A 16,554-nucleotide genomic window follows, 5' to 3' on the forward strand; every position below is an offset into this window, starting at 1 on the left:
GTTTTATCCTCCAATCTCACTCATAGAGTGTTGTTCTGTAATGGCCTGTGCGTTGTCAAAACAGTGGGCACGGGGTTTCTTCCAAACCGCCTGGCGCAAGACCTCTTTCAAAGCTTCTCCCGTGGGCTGGGGCCCCCGCAGCACCGCCCGAAGGTCCACGCCCTCCCCATAGCACAGGCAGGGCTTCAAAAGCCCTGTGCTGGTAAGCCGGACCCGGTTGCACCCCTCACAAAACTTGTGGCTGACCGCGTCAATCATTCCAATGCGGCCTCGCAATCCCGAACTGGCGTAATAGTGGGCGGGGCCGTTTCCACGCACCTCCTGCACAGGACGCAGGTCCGGCCAGCGGGCCCGCAGGATGTTCAAGGCTGCCTCTCGGGTGGGGCCAGCGTTCCAAGCTCCCTCCCCGATGGGCATGACCTCGATAAACCGCACATCCAAGGGGCGATGGGCCGCCAATTCGGCCAAAGCGGGCAGCCGGGGCTCACAGCCCGGCAAAAGCACGCAGTTCAGCTTTGTTTTCAAACCTGCCGTCAGGGCTGCTTCAATCCCTTCCTGCACCTGGCGGTAACAGTCCACCCCCGTGATGTTTGCAAAGGCGGTGGGATCGGCGGCATCCAGACTGATATTTACTCCGTCCAGGCCCATTGCGGCCAGCTCGGGGGCCAAAGGGGCCAACCGCACGCCGTTGGTGGTCAAGGTGACCTGCTCCACCCCAGGAAGAGCTTTCAGCCGCCGAAGGAACTCCACGCAGCCCCGGCGTACCAACGGCTCTCCGCCGGTCACCTTGAACCGGGTGATGCCCAGCTCCACTGCCGCTTGGGCCACTTGGAGGAACTCCTCGTAGGAGAGCAGGTCCTCATGGCGCTCTAACGCCACCCCGTTGGGCATGCAGTAGGTGCAGCGCAGGTTGCACCGGTCTGTGATGGAAAAGCGGATATAGTTGATGGTGCGCGCGAACTGGTCCTTCATAGCGCCGCCTCAAAGCACAGGTCGCCGCTTTTGCCCCCGTGCTTCTCCAGAAGGCGGATATCGGAAAGGACCATGCGCTTGTCCACGGCTTTGCACATGTCGTACACGGTCAGCAGGGCCACCGAAACCCCGGTGAGGGCCTCCATCTCCACCCCAGTCTTGCCATCACAGCTGACCGTGCACCGGGCCCGAATGGTATGGCGCTCCTCCAGCAGGGTGAACTCCACCTGGCTTTTAGTCAACGCTAAGACGTGGCACAAAGGGATGAGGTCCGCAGTGCGCTTTGTGGCCATAATACCGGCCACCTGGGCCACGCCCAGCACGTCCCCTTTCTTGGCGCGCCCCTCTTTCACCATGGCAAAGCACGGAGGGCTCATGGTGATGAAGCCCTCCGCCACGGCTGTGCGGTGGGTGACATCCTTTTCGCTCACGTCCACCATACGGGCATTGCCCGCCGGGTCCACATGGGTAAACTGCTCTCCCATATCCTCACACTCCCTTGCCAAAGCCGCAGTTGGGGAAATGGCATTCGGGACAATTCAGGCACAGGCCTCCGTTGCCCAACCCTGCCAGCCACTCCTCTGTGACAGGCACCCCTGCCAGCAAGCGGGGCAGCACTAAGTCGAAAATGGTGCGCTTGGCGTACATGATACACCCAGGCAGCCCGCAGACAGGCCGGCCCTCCTCCGTGTAGGCCACCAGGAACATGGCCCCTGGCAGCACTGGCGCCCCATAGCTCACCACACGTGCCCCTGTGTTGCGGATGGCCAAGGGCGTGCGGTCATCCGGGTCCACACTCATGCCGCCCGTGCAGAACACCATCTGACAGCCATCATCCAGCATTTTTTGGATGGCGGCGGTGATGGCCTGAGGGTCGTCCCCCAGCACCTGGTGGGCGGCCATCCGGCAACCGTACTCTTGCAGCTTTTCTTCCAGCACAGGGGTGAATTTATCCGTGATGCGGCCATAGAACACCTCGTTGCCCGTGGTGACCACACCGTAAGTTTTAGGCTGCAGGGGCAGCAGCTGCAGCAGGGGCTCCTGCCCCGCCGCCTGGCGGGCCCTCTCCATCTTCTCCTTGTCGATCACCAAAGGGATGACACGGGTGCCGCAGAGCTTATCCCCCTTTTTCACCACAAAGCCGCTGGAGCGGGTGGCAATGACAATCTCCCCCAAGCCGTTCACCGCCCGCAGCCGGTCCACGTCCACCAGGAAAAGGCCGTCGCAGTCCGCAATGAGCTCGATTTTTCCCTCTTTGGGCTGGGTGGCATGCATATGTTCCCCTTGGCAGATCTGCCGCAAAATCTCTGCCGCGTCGTTCTCATGGAGCTTTGTCTCGTCATTTTCCCACACATACAGGTGGTCCTTCCCCACGCTGAGCAGTACAGGGATATCTTCCGGCTGCACGATGTGCCCTTTGCGGAACACCGCGTCTTTCACCACACCGGGGATGATCTGGGTGATATCATGGCAGAGCACCTGCCCTACCGCGTCTTCTGTGCGAATCAACTTCACAATTCTTTACTCCTTGCAAATGGCTTTTTGCGGGGCTGAAGGGATGCCCCTTTCCCCCGCGGCATTTTACCTTCTATGGCGCGTTCAACGCACCTCTCCTGTCCGCAGCTGGGCCCGTTTCTCAATGAGCTGGGCCAAGATGCTGACGGCAATCTCCTCCGGCGTTTCAGCCCCAATGGCCAGGCCGATGGGGGTGACGATGCGCGCCAGGTCCCCCGGGCCGAACCCCTCCTGTTGGAGCTTCTCCCGGCTGGCAGCGGCTTTCTTCGCACTGCCGATCACGCCAATATAAGCTGCCGGCGTGCGCAGCACCTGGCTTACCACTGCGTGGTCGTGCCGGTGGCCATGGGTCATCACGCAGACAAAGTCCTCAGCTGTGATGCGCCCGCTGATTTCCTCCAAATGCTCCATTTCCACCTTGGCCACTTCCACCGCCTGGGGAAAGACCTGGGCCGAAGCGTACTCCTCCCGGTCATCAAACACATGACAGCGGAAACCGGTTTTCACCAAGCCCGGCACCAGGGCCTGGGCGATGTGGCCCCCGCCGAAGATATAGACCTCTCGCGGGCTTTCCAGGCGTTCCACATAGCGGAAGCCGCCCTGCGGCAGCTCTGTCAGGCGTCCGGATGCCTTTTTGTCCGGCACGGCGGAGGCGCCGCAGACGCGGGCCCGGCCTTGGCCGTTGGCATCCTGCTCCAATACCAGGTAGGAGGCGCCCGTTCCCTCCTCCACCGGCAACCGGGCTCTGGGGAGATACTGGAACCACACGGTCACATCGCCGCCGCAGATCATCCCCAGCTCTCCCGGGCCCTCCGGATTCAGCGCAAGGTGCTCCAGGCTGGAACGCCTTTGAGAAATAAGCTCTCGTGCCAGCTGCTCGCAGTGGTACTCCATCTGGCCGCCTCCAATGGTGCCGTACACCCGGCCCTCTGCTGTCACCAGCATTTTGGCCCCAAAGGCCCCCGGCGTGGAACCCTTGCGCTCCACCGCCAGCACGAGAACAGCGTCCATCCTCTGGCGGGCCAGGGTCTCCAGCTGGCGGAGCCATTCCATTGTCTCTTCCACACGCATCGTATCACATCCCCTTCGATCTATCCTTGCTGTCTACACGTTCTCGGACCATGGCCTCCAACAGGCGGGCCTGCCGCAGCCGCCGTTCATGCTGCTGCAGGGCTTCGGCGGAGCGGCACTTTTCCCGGCTTGCGGCAAAACGGGCTTCCAGACCCACTTCCCGCTGCCCTTGAACCAGCTTGTCCGCCAGGTAGAGGAGCCCTTCCTCATTGAGCTGAGGCGCGTCATCCGGGCCTTCATGGGCGGCCACCACGGCGGCGGCCCGGAAGTACCCCTTTTGCCGCAGGAGCCGCGCCGCCGCCTGGGCGTGCTGCTTTTCCTGGCGGCGCAGGTCGTGCAGGAGGGCCGCGGCGCAAAGCAGCTCCTCATCCAATGTCCAGCCGGCAGCCGCCAGGCTTCTGCACAATTGGACCGCTTTTTCTGCCACAGCACGGCAATGAAGCTGGGCCTGCTGCCCGGCGCCGTATTCTTTCCACAGGGCTTGGACTTGCCCTTCATCGGGACACCGGTAAGGCGAGACGCCTGCCGCCAGCAGCTTCCAGCCCGCCGTGCCAAATTCCAGCACATCCACCGAGCCGTAAGGCTGGGACCATGTGCGGTTCTGGCTGTAGGGCGTCCCTGTGGCCTTGCACAGGAAAGCGCGCATTGCGCCGCTGTGGGACACCACCACCCGCTCCTCCTGGCTGTCCAGGCCCGCTGCAATGGCATTCAACGCCCGTTCCATGCGGGCGGCGGCAGCGGGGTAGCTCTCCCCGCCGGGGGGCTGGAGGGCGTGGTCGCTTCCCCGGGCTGCGTAGAGCCGGGGATACTCCTCCCGAATGGAGGCAAAACTCTTGCCCTCCCAGCAGCCCATATCCAGCTCCCGCAGGTCATCTTGAATTTGAAGGGACCAATCCGGCCCTGCCAACAGGCGGGCGGTTTCCACGCTGCGCCTTAGAGGGCTGGCGTACACCGGCGCCGGAGGCATCCCCTGGAAGCACCGGTGCAGCCCGGCCGCGCAACGGGCCCCCTCTTCCGTCAGGGATAGATCTGTCCCGGAGCCCACGCAAAAGGAGCCCACGGGCTCCGCCTGGGCGTGGCGGACCAAGTAAACATACGGCATGTTTCCACCCCTGTTTCAAAATGTGGTTCCAAAGTATTTTTCCAGCAGCGCATCCGCTGTTTCCTTTAGCTCCCGCTGCATGCCCCTGTAAGCAGCCAGCAGCCACTTGCCCTTCTCTGTCAAGTAGGTGTAGCCGCCATCGCATCCTCCGTTGACGCGGACTACGATCTTATCCCCCAGCTGCTTCTCGATCTGGTTGAGCATTTTCCAGGCTTTCGAGTAGGACATGTGCATGGCCTCGCTGGCGGCGGTGATGGTGCCAGTTAAGGCGATCATCTCCAGCAGCTGGGCAGAGCCCGGGCCAAAGAAGAGTTCATCGGTGCCAATGACAAGCTGGTTTTTCATCCGCACCCGGCGTCCCCCCTGCTTGTGCAGCAACAACGCGTAATCCTGGGGGGTGTCAATGTCCAGAACCGTGCCTTCGTCCTCTACTTCTACATTCTGAATGGGCAGCCCCAGCTCTTCCACCGCACCCCGCAGCCCTTCCCGTCCGGAGCACTGCTTCAGCGCCGGGACAATCCGGTGGTCCAGCATCAGCGGGTGCCCTGGCCGGCCATGGTACAGCGGCCGGACACAGGGCCCTTTCTGGGCCATTAAAGCCTGGAGTGTCTCCTTTCTCACCAAGGGGACGTCCGCGGGCGTCAATAAAATTTTCTCACAGGCAGCATCCAGGGCCTCCAGCCCCAGCTTGACGGAATCGAACATTTTCGTCTGGGCAAAGCGTTCGTTATGCACAAACATAACGCTTGCATTTTTAAGGTGCTCTTCGAGCACCTCTTTGCGATATCCTGTTACAACAACAATTTGCTGAACGCCCGCCTCGCGCAGAACCCGCACCACGTTTTGGATGACACTTTCCTCTCCCATGGGCAGCAGGGGCTTGAAATCCCCCATCCGTGAGGCAATGCCCGCCGCCAAAATCACGGCGCCATACCGCATTCTATTCCTCCATTTCTGGCGAAGAGGCAGCCTGCCCCCCTGGGGCAGGCTTGGCTCTTCCCGCCACAAATTCACGCCCTGTCAACCGCTTCCTCAGCTGCGCAGGGCAGCTTCTAGGCTTTGCTGGATCAGGGCTTCCATTTGCAAGGGTTTCCCCTCATTGCCCTGCATGCAGCAGAGCGAGGGCCTTATGTGTTCCATAATCTCATGGGCCGCCGCAGCGGGCTGCAGCGACGCCTTTTCCTGCTGCGCCAGACAACGCTCTGCCGCCGTCACGCGGATGGGCACCGGCGCTACGCCCGCAAAGACCATGCGAAGGACTTGCAGCCTGCCGCCTTCAAATAAAAATGCATAACACAGGGAGATCTCCCCCTGGCGCAGGCAGCCGCTGCAAAAATCCCCGCTCATGGGCACTTCCAAGCAGGCAAGGGCTTCCTCTGGTTTAAGCTGCCGCCAGGGCTCTGCCTGGGAGAAGTAATCCTGGGCACGAAGCCTTCGCTGGCTGGTTTGAATCACTGTCTCCAGCATCAGCAGCGCGGCACTGGCACTGCCTGCGGCCGCGCCAAAGCAGCTGCAGTTCCAACAGCGCGACGCCTCACGCAAAGCAGCTTGCTGGCTGCATGTTTCCTGCCCCTCCCCTAAGGCGGGGGGCAGGACCGCTCCCTCCCTGTCAAACGTGCAGAAGTTGCCGCCCGGTTCCAAGAAGGACTTGAGGCCATAGCTCAAATTAAGCTTTCGAGCCTCCTCCACGCCAAAGGGAATCTCTGCCAGCATACTGTCCCAATCTCTCTGGGGAGACCTCTCCAGGCAGAGCGCCTGATGGAAAGAGTAAGCCTGCTGCAAGTCCTCCAGGGAGTTTTCCTCAAACAGCACCCCCATATATGACAAGTCATCCAAATACTCTCCCAGAGGGCCAGCCAGAGAAGCCGCCCGCTCCCCGTAGGGGGCCAGGACCTCCCCCGCCGGAACCGACTGGCAAACCACTACATGGTTCCCCATGCGCCGCAGATAATAGGCGGCCGTTAGATTTGCAAGGGTTGGCCGCTGCAAGGCGATCCACTTTTTGCTGTCCCCCGAAGGCTGGATGAAGAAGATCTCCGGGTGGCTGCTGATTGTCTTTCCCAGCCAATCCATCACCCGGTGGACTGCCACCGGCGCACCCTCCCGGTTTCGGACACATGCCCCGGTACACTTGCCGCAGGCAAGGCAGACAGTGGCAGCCATGGGCAGGAATTTCATCAGGGTGCGCTGGGCTTCCAGTACCGAGCCCTCCCGTAAAAGCTGGAGGATGCCCGGCAGATCCACGCCTGCCGGACAGGCTTGGCAGCACAAGGGCTCTCCCAAGCGTTTACCTCCCAGCACAGAGCCCGTGCTGCAGGGATGCCCCATGACATGGCAGACACAGCCACCGTCCTTTATACAGGGTTCATCCTGGCCGCAGCTGGGGCAGGAAACCCCTTGGCGCAAAAGGCTTTCCACCGTCTGGCCGGGGGACAGCAGCCCCATCCGGCAATCCTGCTCCAGGGCTTCCGCCAAGGCTTTGGCCTCCTGGCGCAGCAGGGGTGATTCCATCAGCTGGGAAACGGAGACCTCCCCACCCAGCTCAATTGCCCCATCCAGGGGAGTGATACTTTTCTTCTTACACATACTTTTTCACCAAACGCCACCAGCGGAATTCCCCTTACGGCACCAGCTGATGGAAAGCCGCGCGGGGCAGCCGGCTGTTTGCCGGCCGCCCCGAACAGCATATTTCTCTTTAGAATCCCAGGGACTGGAAAATCTGGGCCTTTACTTCTTGCAGCTTATAGCTGTTTTCCGTCATGGGGCAGGCGTCCTTCATGGCCGCCTTGAAAGCCTCTTCCGCCAGCGCGGGAGTGGGCTTCTTGCCCACGAGCACCTGCTCCGCGGCAGTCAGCCGCAGGGGCACCGGCGCAATGCCGCCAGCCACCAGCCGGGCATCCACAATGACGCCGTCCTCCTCTTTATACGCATAGGCCAACGCAGTGATAGCGAAATCAATGGCCTCGCGCAGGCGCATCTTCAGGTAGCCGGTGCGGTACCCGGGCATCTTGGGGATCTGAACCTCTGTGACCAGCTCTCCGGGCTCTAAAAGCTCCACAGAGTGCATGGCGCTAAAGAACGTAGAGGCGGGGATTGTCTTGCTGGTGGTGCAGATATCCGCATCCAGTGCCAGCATCACATTGGCCATGTCAGAAGCATTGACCGAATAGCAGCCGCAGTTCATGCAGCGGTGGGCTTCCGCAGCAGCCTCTTCCATGGTCAGGCTGGTGGAATCCTCCACATTCAGGCTGCGCTCCGCAACGGGGGTGTCCTTCTCCACAGCGCCCTTGGTGACAAAGATCCCTTCGGGGTCGTACTTCAGGAAGGAATGGCCGGCAGCGGGAGCCTCCATGGGATATCCCATATAACGGCTCATGCTCTTGGCGGCGATGCCGCCATCGCGGATGGCCTTGATAGCCACAGAGGGGCCGGAAGCCGCGTCGCCGCCAGCGTAGATGCCAGGGGCGCGGGTATCCTTGTGTTCGCCCACCTCAATCAGGCCGCGGGCATTCTTCAGCTCTTCCTTGTACTTATCGCCCAGGAAATCAATGTCCACCTTTTGGCCGGTGGCCAGGATGATGCAGTCGGAGGTGAACACCCGGGTCTCGTCGCCGTAAGTGGGGCTGAACCGGCCGTTCTCATCCCGGACGGAGACGCAGTTCATGCTCTCCAAGCCGGTGATGCTGCCGTCCTCAGCGGAAATGACCCGCTTCAAGCCCCAGCCGTTGTAGATCTCCACGCCCTCTTCCTCGGCGCGGGCGATCTCCTCGGCGGAGGCGGGCATTTCATCCCGCTGCTCCAAGCAGACCAGCTTAACCTTCTGGGCGCCCAGACGCACGGCGGTGAGGGCCACGTCCATGGCCACGTTGCCGCCGCCGCAGACCAGCACTTCCTTGCCGATCTGCTTGGTCATAAACTTTTTGACTTCTACCAGGAAGTTCAGGCCGAACTGGGTCAGGCTCTCGCCGTCGATGCCCAGGATGGGCTGCTTCCATGCGCCGGTATCCAGGAAAACCGTGTCGCTGGCAGCCTTGATTTCCTCCAGGGTGATGTCCTTGCCCACTTCCGTGTTGTTCTGAATGACAATGCCCATGCCGGTCAGGGCCGTGATCAGGTCGCGGACATAGTGCTTGGGCAGGCGATATTCCGGAATGCCGTACATCATCACGCCGCCAGCCTCTTCCATCTTTTCGTAGATGGTTACCTCGTGGCCCATCTTGCGCAGGTAATAGGCAGCGGTAAGGCCGGCAGGGCCGCCGCCCACAATGGACACCTTCTTGCCGGTGGAGATTTCGGGGGCTTTGTAGAACTTGCCGGCATTGGCCAAAATGTAGTCGCCCACAGCGCGCTCCACCGAATGGATGCTCACGGGGTCACCGTGCTCACATTGGTTGCACACGGACTGGCAGGTGTGGGGGCAAACCCGAGAGGTAAGCATGGGCATGGGGTTGACCCGCATGATGATCTCCGCGGCGGCGTCCCAATCGTTCTCACGGATCTTCTCCATATAGGCGGGGATATCCGTGCCGGCAGGGCACTCCGCAGAGCAGGCGTTGTGATGGGTTTTCATGCCGCCCATGATGGAGTGGTACTGGTTGCGGCCCTGAATGGCGTAGCACTGGTCGCCGCCCTTGCGGGCGCACAGGAGGCGCCCACCCACGGAATCGGGATAGCGGTAGTACCAGCAGCGCACATCCTGGCACAGGTTGCCGCCCAGGGTAGCGGTATTGCGGATGATGGGGGTGGCCACACTGTGGGCAGCCTGCGCAACCGCTTTCAGCTCCCCTGCAAAGGCGCTGTCAGACTCCACCTCGGAAAGAGTGGTTAGAGCGCCCACCGCCACCTTGTCCCCCTGGTCCAGAACATAGGACGCATTGGGAATGGTCTTCAGGTTGACCATCAGGTCGGGGGACTCCGGGAGGATGTTCTTCTTTAAGGTGCCCAAAAGGTCGGTGCCGCCGGCAATGGGCTGACCGCGTTTGGAGCTCTTCAATTCCTGCGTGGCCTGCTCAAAGCTGGCCGCGTTGAGATGTTCAAAATTTTTCATTCTCCAAGACCTCCTTTGGCCTTCCCCATGGCATTCAGAATCCTATCCGGGGTGGCGGGATACTGGTTGATTTCTGCGCCGCCAATGGCATTTTCCACTGCCATCATCACAGCGGCAGGGCCGGCAGCGCCGGTGATTTCGCCAATGCCGATAGCGCCGAAGGGGTTCGCCGTGGGCCACCGGGACTCGAGAATGGCCGTGTCAAACTTAGGCAGCTCGTTGAAAGGCCGCCACTTGTAATCAATCATATTGTGAGTCATCACGCGGCCGATGGTGGGGTCGAGCACCAGCTCTTCCAGATGGCCGGTGTCCATACCGGCAGATCCCAGGCCACCCTCAAACTGCATCTTCAGCTCCAAGGGGTTGATGATCTGTCCCACGTCCGAAGCGCTCAGGCAGTCGGTGATCTTGGCAAGGCCGGTCTCCAGGTCCACTTCCACCTCGACAAAGTTCATGACGCAGTTGTTGTGATTAAAGTCACCCTTCACCACACCCTGGCCAGTAATGGAATAATACATGGGGCAAATGGCGATCCAAGGCACGCACACAGAGGGGTCGTCCTTGCGGAACACCATCATATCCTTGGTGTCCAGGTCATCCGGCTGGCAGCCCAGCTTCTCAGCGGCCTCTTCCAGCAGCTTCTGGCGGGCGGCCTTTGCAGCGGAGCCCACGGCACCGCCAGCGGTAATGGTCTCGCGGGAACCGGCCGCGCCAAAGTCAGCGGGGTCGGTGCGGGTATCGGAGGAGTTGATGGTCACATTCTCCAGGGGCACGTTCAAAATTTCCGCGGCAATCTTCGCCAAGGCCAGACGCTGGCCGTTGCCGAACTGGGACACCGCGCAGTGCACCATGACCTGGTCGTTCTCCAGGCGGACATAGGCAAAGGTCTCATCACTCTGGGGGTCGCCGCTGCTGTGGAGGCTGAAGCCCACGCCATAGGCCTTGTTGCCCTCAACCCGGGAGGGAACGCCCCAGCCCTTCCAGCGGTCGAACCAATGGAACTTTTCAGCCGCCACGTCAAAGCACTTGTCATAGTTGATGACGGGGTTGCTGTACTTATGGCCGGTACGCCAGTAATACTGGTCGCCAGCCTGGCAGAAGTTCTTTTTATAGAAGGTGACCGGGTCCATGTCAATCTGCTTCAGGGCCCGGTTGAGCAGGTGCAGCACACAGGCCTTCAGCTCTTGGCCGCCGAAGCCGCGGGCGATGCCCACAGGGATCTTGTTGGAGCAGACCACCTTGGAGACCAGGTCCCAGTTGGGGCACTTGTTCAGGGCGATATGGGTCTCGCCCAGGCCCTCAGCCACCTGGCCCTGGGTCAGCTCGGAACCGGCGCCAGTACCTACCAGCCAGTCGCCCTGCAGGGCCTTGATCCGGCCGTCCTTGGTAATGCCGATCTTGCCAATGAACTTGTTGTCCAAACGGCGCTCGTAGAACAGCAGGTGTTCTTCTTTCGTCAAGGCATATTTCACGGTGCAGCCGGTCACCTTAGCCAAGGCCACTGTGAGCATGGTGATGTAGCCCAGAGCGTCCTTGTTGCCGTAGCTGCCACCCACGTTGGGGGTGGTGACGTTGATGTGGGCGCCGATGGTAAAGGCCAGCGGGCGGCACACCATGTTGGGGCCCTGAGAGGAAGCCCACACGTTCACATGGCCTTCATCCTCCCAGCCGGCAGCCACAAAGGGGCTCTCCGGAGCGCCGGGGAACGTCCAAGTATAGGCCACCTTGCCTTCCACCACTACATCGCTCTCCGCAAGGCCCTTGGCCACGTCGCCTTCCTGAATCTTGTAGAAGGGCGGATCGTCTCCCTCAAACCAGCTCCCGGGAGGCAGGCAGTTGTGGTCGTAGTGATAGCCCTTGGATTCGATATTGTCCTCTGCGCGGTAGACTTCGGGGGCGCCGTCCTTGATGGCGTCCTCCACGTCATAGACAGGGGTCAGCTCTTTGTACTCCACCTTGATGAGCTCCAGGGCCTCTTCCGCGATCTGCGGAGTCTCGGCGGCCACAGCGGCCACGGGGTCTCCCACAAAGCGCAGGTGCTGGCTCATCACAGGGCGGTGAGCAGGCACGCCGGTCTTCCAAGCGGGAGCGTTCTTATAGGTCATCACGCCGATGACGCCGGGCAGTTTCTCCGCCTCGGAGGTGTCGATGGACACGATCTCCGCATGGGGATAGGGGCTGTGCAGCACCTTGGCGTATTTGCAGTTTTTAATGGGCAGGTCGTCGCAATAGAGGGCCTTGCCGGTTACAATCGCACGGCCATCCTGACGGCGGCGCACTTTGCCGATATGCCGGAATTCGCTCATGCCTGATCTCCTCCCTTAATGATAGATTGGACGGCTTCAATCACCTGGTAATGGCTGATGCAGCGGCAGAAATTTCCGCTGAGCGCTTCCTTGATCTCCTCTTCGGTGGGAGAGGGGTTCTGATTCAGCAAGGACTTTACCGCGATGATGATGCCAGGAGTGCAGAAGCCGCATTGGAACGCACTGTGCTCCAAAAAGGCCTCTTGAATGGGATCGAGCTCGCCTGTGACAGGGTCGCTCAGGCCTTCGATCGTAGTGATCTCCTTGCCCTCACATTCCACCGTCAGGGTCACGCAGGAAGCGACCGCCTTGCCGTCCATCAGCACAGCGCAGCAGCCGCAGGCCCCCTCCCCACAGGAAAGCTTCGTGCCGGTCAGGCCGAGGCGCTCCCTCAGCGTTTCCAGCAGCGTTTCGGATTCCGGGATCTGTCCCAGTTTCCGTCCAATGGAAAACTCATAGGTCTTCCCATTGATATGTAGCGTCAGCTCCTTGCTCATCCAACATTGCTCCTTTCTCTTGAGTGGCCGGATCGCAGCCAATGGAAAGAGGCCGCGCCAGTTTGCAGGCACCGGCTTTTCTTACGAAAACCGTAGCCCATCCCATTGGATAACTAGTGTTATTTTACCACGAGCCGTCCCCCAGGCTGTACACATGGATAGTATCATTCCAAAGAATTTTTCGTCTCTATATAAGCAAGAAAAATGTCTGAAACCGTCTACTGATGACTTGCCTTTTTAGTAATTATGTGTTATAATAATTAATTACATTATTACGCCTTCTTTCGGCGTTTCTTTTTGGAAAGGTACGCCGAAGGGGGCCGCAATAAAAGGTGTTACAAATTCAAGGAGTGACTGTTGTGAACAGTATTCACTTTTTTGTAGAGGGCTCTCTGCGCAAATACCGCCCTCTGTTTGAAAGCGTCTGTCCCGCTCCCATGATGGTCCCCAAAGGGCAAAACCTCTGCACGCAATGCTACACCCACGGCTGGCTTTACTATATTTTGGATGGACTGGCCAAAGTCTACATCTCTACCAGTGACGGCAACGAGCAGATCATCGACTTTATGAAGCAGGACACTTTGATCGGGATGGACTGTATCGACGATGAAAACAAATCGGTGGTCAGCATCACCAGCGTGGTGGACATGCATGTGCTGCCCTTCACCGCCGATATTTTGAAAAAGCTCATCCTGCAAAACCCCCAGCTGGGCTATGACTTGGTGGTTTACTACGGCGAGGTCCTGCGGGAGGTGGCTTTCATGGTGGGAAGCCTGGGCCACTCTGATCAAATGCTGCGGCTCACCACGTTTCTGCTGCTGCTTTTGGACACTCCCGAGTACCGGGAAACGGGGAAGATTCTGTTGACTCAGCAGGAGGTGGCTTCCTTTATCAATGTCTCACGGGCACAGCTCGCCAAGATGTACGGCCAGCTGCGCAAAGAGGGGATTATTGACACGGGCAACCGCTTCGTCACTGTTTTGGATGAAAAAAAGCTGCAAGCCTATCAAAAGCTGTAAGCGCGCAGTGCCCTTATCAGAAGCTGGGGCAAAAATAACACAGAAGGGGCGCCCTGGAGAGGGCGCCCCTTCTGTGTTATTTTTCTCTCAGTTGTCCTTTGAGTGGCGCTCCCCCACCTGGAAGTCACTGGAGTGCTGGAACATATACAGCACCGTCAAAGGCTGCTGGCCGGTGAGCTTCTGGAAATCATCAGTCCACACATCCATCTTGCCCTCGCGGATCGCCTGCCCGAAAGTCACCATGCCATCGGAGGAATACGGGGCCTCGCTGCCCTTTTCAAAGTGCCCGTCCGTCGTGCGGGGCACCCCCATGGCGTCGAACACCTGGTAGTTCTCCTCATCGGTGATCTCCTGGTAGGTGATATGGTTTCCGGTGCCCTGGTTGCCGTACTCGATAAATTGAGAAATCGTCATCAGTTCCGGCCCGTTGATGTTCAGAGTGGCGTGGTCATACCCGGCGCCCCGGTGCAGGGCGTAAGCCACCGCCTTGGCGCAGTCCTTTCGGGAGATGTAGGCCATCTTGCCGTCGCCCTGGTTGTTCTTCAGCACGCCGTCCAGCTTTACATAGGTGAAGTAGTTGGTAATCATGGCCTCGGCGTACTGGGAGTTCCGCAGGAAGATGTAATCCAGGCCGGAAGCCTTGATATAGTTCTCGGTGTAGATGTGGTCCTTTTTCTCCACGCTGGGGTTGGTTTCGTCCCCGGCGTTGATGCTCATGTGCGATAAAGTAACACACATAAGAATTTGATAGACAGCCACCCCTATTCCGTTATTTTCAGAACACATACACACTTCCGAAATGTTTCCGAAATCTTCGAGAACTATTGCAGATGTTCGATATAAGAGGTATTCTTGATATGAACAACTGAATAGAAGTGTCTTCGGGGCAGGGTGAAATTCCCGATTGGCGGTAAAGTCCGCGAGCGTGAAAACGCATGATTTGGTGCAATTCCAAAACCAACAGTATAGTCTGGATAAAAGAAGATAATATAGGATTTCAAAACAGCCACATCATGTTTTGCGTTCTATAAATTTTTAGCACCCAAAAGGCATTTCCTTTTAGGTGCTATTTTTTACGCAATGGAGGAAATTCATATGAACAGCAAAACTAAAAAAATCACAACAATCGGTATGCTATGTGCAATTACATATGTAATCATGGCCGTTGGAAGAATACCTGTCGTGTTATTTTTGAAATATGACCCGTCGGACGTTATAGTTACTTTAGGTGGATTGATTTGGGGGCCGATGACTTCTTGCATTGTATCGGTTATTGTAGCCACTATTGAAATGATAACAGTTAGTGACACGGGAATTTTAGGTTGCATTATGAATATTGTTCAAACGGTTTCCTTTGCGTGTACTGCTTCTGCGATTTATAAGAAAAAGCGGACTATCTCTGGCGCAGTAATTGGTCTTTTCGTTGGGTGTGTAACCACGGTTTCAGTTATGATGTTGTGGAATTACCTGATTACACCGCTTTATATGGGATACCCAAGAGAAGCGGTTGTAGAATTACTGCTCCCGGCATTTCTTCCCTTCAATTTATTAAAAAGTGTGTTAAACGCTGCGATAACATTTTTGCTATATAAACCTGTAATTACAGCCTTAAGGAAAAGCGGTTATGTTGCTGTGTCGGAGAAAGAAAATAGTAAACAAAAACGAAATGGGTTAATCTTGCTCGCTGTTATGATCATTATTACTTGTGTTCTAATCATTTTATCAATGAATGGAATTATATGAGGATAGCTATGAAAGAAAAGGACAATATGGAACCTATTTATACAATAACGGGAACTGTTGTGCATGGCCGAGGAATCGGAAAGCACGTTGGGACACCTACCGCAAATATAGAAGTGGACGAACACGCGACTTTACCAGAAACAGGTGTATATGTGGCAAAAATCCTATTGGATAGTCAGACATATTATGGTGTTACCCATGTTGGAATGCGACCTACACTTGATAACGATAAAGCCATTTCAATCGAAACTCATATCTTTGATTTTGATAACGATATATACGGGCGTACTATGACTATCTATCTATATAAAAAAATAAGAGAAGTCAGGAAATTTAATGAATTATCCTTGCTGATAGAACAAATTGCAACTGATAGATTATCAGCCAGAAAATTCTGGGGATTAAAGCAAACAAATTGTGCCTTATATGTTGATGTCAAAAGACATTGTGTAATGGTAGGCGAGCAGGAAGTGTATTTATCAGCAAATGAATTTGAGGTCTTTTACATGCTATACTTATCGCCTCAAATTACATTTACAAAGGAACAAATCTATGAAAAGATATGGCATGAACCAACCAATAACCATTTACACGCAGTAGAAAACACAGTTTTTCAAATACGCAAAAGGTTGAAACCGCGTTGTAAAGGACACGAATATATAAAAACAGTAGTTGGCTATGGTTATAAATTTAATTCTGATTAGCAAAGCCAGCCGAGCCAGTCAACGGTCAAGATGAACGGCGCGTACCGCGCCGCCGTTGACAGCCCCGCCCGCCTTTGCAGATAGGCAATCAAGGGGCGACAGCAAGGAGTGCTGCCGCCCCGCACTATTATCAGAGAGGGGGAATTTCCATGACCGAAGATGAAGCCTATAAAGTGCATATCCAGTACACATTTAACGCCTTTTGCAAGGTTGTCATTCGTCACGCCGCCATAGATATAATTTTGAAGCTGCGCCGGAGGTGGGAACGGGAAGTTTCCCTTGACTATCTGATGAATGAGAAGTTTGTTCAGCTTGCCGAGCCGGAGCAGCTTGAAGAATATTTTTTTACCGCTTGCGGCCAGACCGCCGTTCTGTACCATGCGGAACTTGCCGCCGCCCTTGCCCTCTTACCGGAGCAGGCACAGGAAGAAATTTTCCGCTACTATTTCCTGCGCCAGCCGCAGCGAGTGATCAGCGTACATATCGGCCGGACACGCAGCACTGCGGGGCGACATATCCAGCTTGCCTTGCAGCGGTTACGGCGGCTCATGGAGGGAAAAGACTATGAGTAAACTTCT

Annotated in this window: 15 protein-coding genes and 1 riboswitch; of the genes, 4 read left to right on the forward strand and 11 right to left on the reverse strand. The window is 57.4% G+C overall.

The window, feature by feature from the left end:
* Positions 1 to 3 precede the first annotated feature (3 nt).
* From moaA to ODJ80_RS13360, 10 genes are all read right to left on the reverse strand, one after another.
* Positions 4 to 972 carry a GTP 3',8-cyclase MoaA gene (moaA, locus tag ODJ80_RS13315; protein ID WP_263042462.1) on the reverse strand — a complete coding sequence of 323 codons (969 nt, stop codon included), beginning with the start codon at positions 970 to 972 and terminating at the stop codon, positions 4 to 6.
* Positions 969 to 1,457: a cyclic pyranopterin monophosphate synthase MoaC gene (gene moaC, locus ODJ80_RS13320; protein ID WP_263042463.1), complete on the reverse strand. Its 489-nt coding sequence runs from the start codon at positions 1,455 to 1,457 to the stop codon at positions 969 to 971. Before moaC ends, moaA begins: the two co-directional genes overlap by 4 nt.
* A 4-nt stretch (positions 1,458 to 1,461) precedes the next feature.
* Positions 1,462 to 2,487, reverse strand: coding sequence for a molybdopterin-binding protein (locus tag ODJ80_RS13325; protein WP_178863308.1), 1,026 nt, complete (start codon positions 2,485 to 2,487; stop codon positions 1,462 to 1,464).
* Positions 2,488 to 2,571: 84 nt separating this feature from the next.
* Entirely contained in the window at positions 2,572 to 3,552 is a 981-nt protein-coding gene (xdhC, locus tag ODJ80_RS13330; protein WP_263042464.1) for a xanthine dehydrogenase accessory protein XdhC, read from the reverse strand.
* 10 nt (positions 3,553 to 3,562) lie between these two features.
* On the reverse strand, positions 3,563 to 4,660 hold the full coding sequence (locus ODJ80_RS13335; protein ID WP_263042465.1) for a histidine phosphatase family protein: 1,098 nt from the start codon (positions 4,658 to 4,660) through the stop codon (positions 3,563 to 3,565).
* A gap of 15 nt (positions 4,661 to 4,675) precedes the next feature.
* Positions 4,676 to 5,599 carry an NTP transferase domain-containing protein gene (locus ODJ80_RS13340; protein WP_263042466.1) on the reverse strand — a complete coding sequence of 308 codons (924 nt, stop codon included), beginning with the start codon at positions 5,597 to 5,599 and terminating at the stop codon, positions 4,676 to 4,678.
* A gap of 93 nt (positions 5,600 to 5,692) precedes the next feature.
* Positions 5,693 to 7,246 (reverse strand): hypothetical protein, encoded by a 1,554-nt coding sequence (locus ODJ80_RS13345; protein WP_263042467.1) that lies wholly within the window; start codon positions 7,244 to 7,246, stop codon positions 5,693 to 5,695.
* A 109-nt stretch (positions 7,247 to 7,355) separates the two neighbouring features.
* On the reverse strand, positions 7,356 to 9,707 hold the full coding sequence (locus tag ODJ80_RS13350; protein WP_263042468.1) for an FAD-dependent oxidoreductase: 2,352 nt from the start codon (positions 9,705 to 9,707) through the stop codon (positions 7,356 to 7,358).
* Complete coding sequence (locus ODJ80_RS13355; RefSeq protein WP_263042469.1) at positions 9,704 to 12,013, reverse strand: xanthine dehydrogenase family protein molybdopterin-binding subunit; 2,310 nt, start codon at positions 12,011 to 12,013, stop codon at positions 9,704 to 9,706. The genes ODJ80_RS13350 and ODJ80_RS13355 overlap by 4 nt, the downstream gene beginning before the upstream one ends.
* Entirely contained in the window at positions 12,010 to 12,510 is a 501-nt protein-coding gene (locus ODJ80_RS13360; RefSeq protein WP_178863320.1) for a (2Fe-2S)-binding protein, read from the reverse strand. The genes ODJ80_RS13355 and ODJ80_RS13360 overlap by 4 nt, the downstream gene beginning before the upstream one ends.
* Before the next feature lie 359 nt (positions 12,511 to 12,869).
* Here ODJ80_RS13360 and ODJ80_RS13365 point away from each other — a divergent pair, with 359 nt between their 5' ends.
* Entirely contained in the window at positions 12,870 to 13,529 is a 660-nt protein-coding gene (locus ODJ80_RS13365) for a Crp/Fnr family transcriptional regulator (protein ID WP_178863322.1), read from the forward strand.
* Positions 13,530 to 13,616: 87 nt separating this feature from the next.
* Here ODJ80_RS13365 and ODJ80_RS13370 read toward each other — a convergent pair whose 3' ends face one another.
* Complete coding sequence (locus ODJ80_RS13370; protein WP_263042470.1) at positions 13,617 to 14,246, reverse strand: hypothetical protein; 630 nt, start codon at positions 14,244 to 14,246, stop codon at positions 13,617 to 13,619.
* A gap of 156 nt (positions 14,247 to 14,402) precedes the next feature.
* Positions 14,403 to 14,519, forward strand: a riboswitch (FMN riboswitch).
* A gap of 105 nt (positions 14,520 to 14,624) precedes the next feature.
* On the opposite strand from ODJ80_RS13370, the gene ODJ80_RS13375 reads away from it, so the two are divergent.
* From ODJ80_RS13375 to ODJ80_RS13385, 3 genes are all read left to right on the forward strand, one after another.
* The gene (locus ODJ80_RS13375; RefSeq protein WP_263042471.1) at positions 14,625 to 15,272 is read left to right on the forward strand and encodes an ECF transporter S component; all 648 of its coding nucleotides are present in this window, start codon (positions 14,625 to 14,627) and stop codon (positions 15,270 to 15,272) included.
* An 8-nt stretch (positions 15,273 to 15,280) separates the two neighbouring features.
* Positions 15,281 to 15,976 carry a riboflavin kinase gene (locus ODJ80_RS13380; protein WP_263042472.1) on the forward strand — a complete coding sequence of 232 codons (696 nt, stop codon included), beginning with the start codon at positions 15,281 to 15,283 and terminating at the stop codon, positions 15,974 to 15,976.
* 149 nt (positions 15,977 to 16,125) lie between these two features.
* Positions 16,126 to 16,548: a sigma-70 family RNA polymerase sigma factor gene (locus ODJ80_RS13385; protein ID WP_263042473.1), complete on the forward strand. Its 423-nt coding sequence runs from the start codon at positions 16,126 to 16,128 to the stop codon at positions 16,546 to 16,548.
* Positions 16,549 to 16,554: the final 6 nt, after the last annotated feature.

The sequence above is a fragment of the Acutalibacter sp. LFL-21 genome (assembly GCF_025630755.1).
GTDB classification, from domain to species: Bacteria; Bacillota; Clostridia; order Oscillospirales; family Acutalibacteraceae; genus Acutalibacter; species Acutalibacter stercoravium.

Excerpts from the sequence above, each read along its gene's own strand:
- moaC (WP_263042463.1), bottom strand. The coding sequence starts at position 1,457 with ATGGGAGAGCAGTTTACCCATGTGGACCCGGCGGGCAATGCCCGTATG.
- moaA (WP_263042462.1), bottom strand. The coding sequence starts at position 972 with ATGAAGGACCAGTTCGCGCGCACCATCAACTATATCCGCTTTTCCATC.
- ODJ80_RS13350 (WP_263042468.1), bottom strand. The coding sequence starts at position 9,707 with ATGAAAAATTTTGAACATCTCAACGCGGCCAGCTTTGAGCAGGCCACG.
- ODJ80_RS13355 (WP_263042469.1), bottom strand. The coding sequence starts at position 12,013 with ATGAGCGAATTCCGGCATATCGGCAAAGTGCGCCGCCGTCAGGATGGC.
- ODJ80_RS13340 (WP_263042466.1), bottom strand. The coding sequence starts at position 5,599 with ATGCGGTATGGCGCCGTGATTTTGGCGGCGGGCATTGCCTCACGGATG.
- ODJ80_RS13345 (WP_263042467.1), bottom strand. The coding sequence starts at position 7,246 with ATGTGTAAGAAGAAAAGTATCACTCCCCTGGATGGGGCAATTGAGCTG.
- ODJ80_RS13375 (WP_263042471.1), top strand. The coding sequence starts at position 14,625 with ATGAACAGCAAAACTAAAAAAATCACAACAATCGGTATGCTATGTGCA.
- ODJ80_RS13335 (WP_263042465.1), bottom strand. The coding sequence starts at position 4,660 with ATGCCGTATGTTTACTTGGTCCGCCACGCCCAGGCGGAGCCCGTGGGC.
- ODJ80_RS13385 (WP_263042473.1), top strand. The coding sequence starts at position 16,126 with ATGACCGAAGATGAAGCCTATAAAGTGCATATCCAGTACACATTTAAC.
- ODJ80_RS13380 (WP_263042472.1), top strand. The coding sequence starts at position 15,281 with ATGAAAGAAAAGGACAATATGGAACCTATTTATACAATAACGGGAACT.
- ODJ80_RS13370 (WP_263042470.1), bottom strand. The coding sequence starts at position 14,246 with ATGAGCATCAACGCCGGGGACGAAACCAACCCCAGCGTGGAGAAAAAG.
- ODJ80_RS13360 (WP_178863320.1), bottom strand. The coding sequence starts at position 12,510 with ATGAGCAAGGAGCTGACGCTACATATCAATGGGAAGACCTATGAGTTT.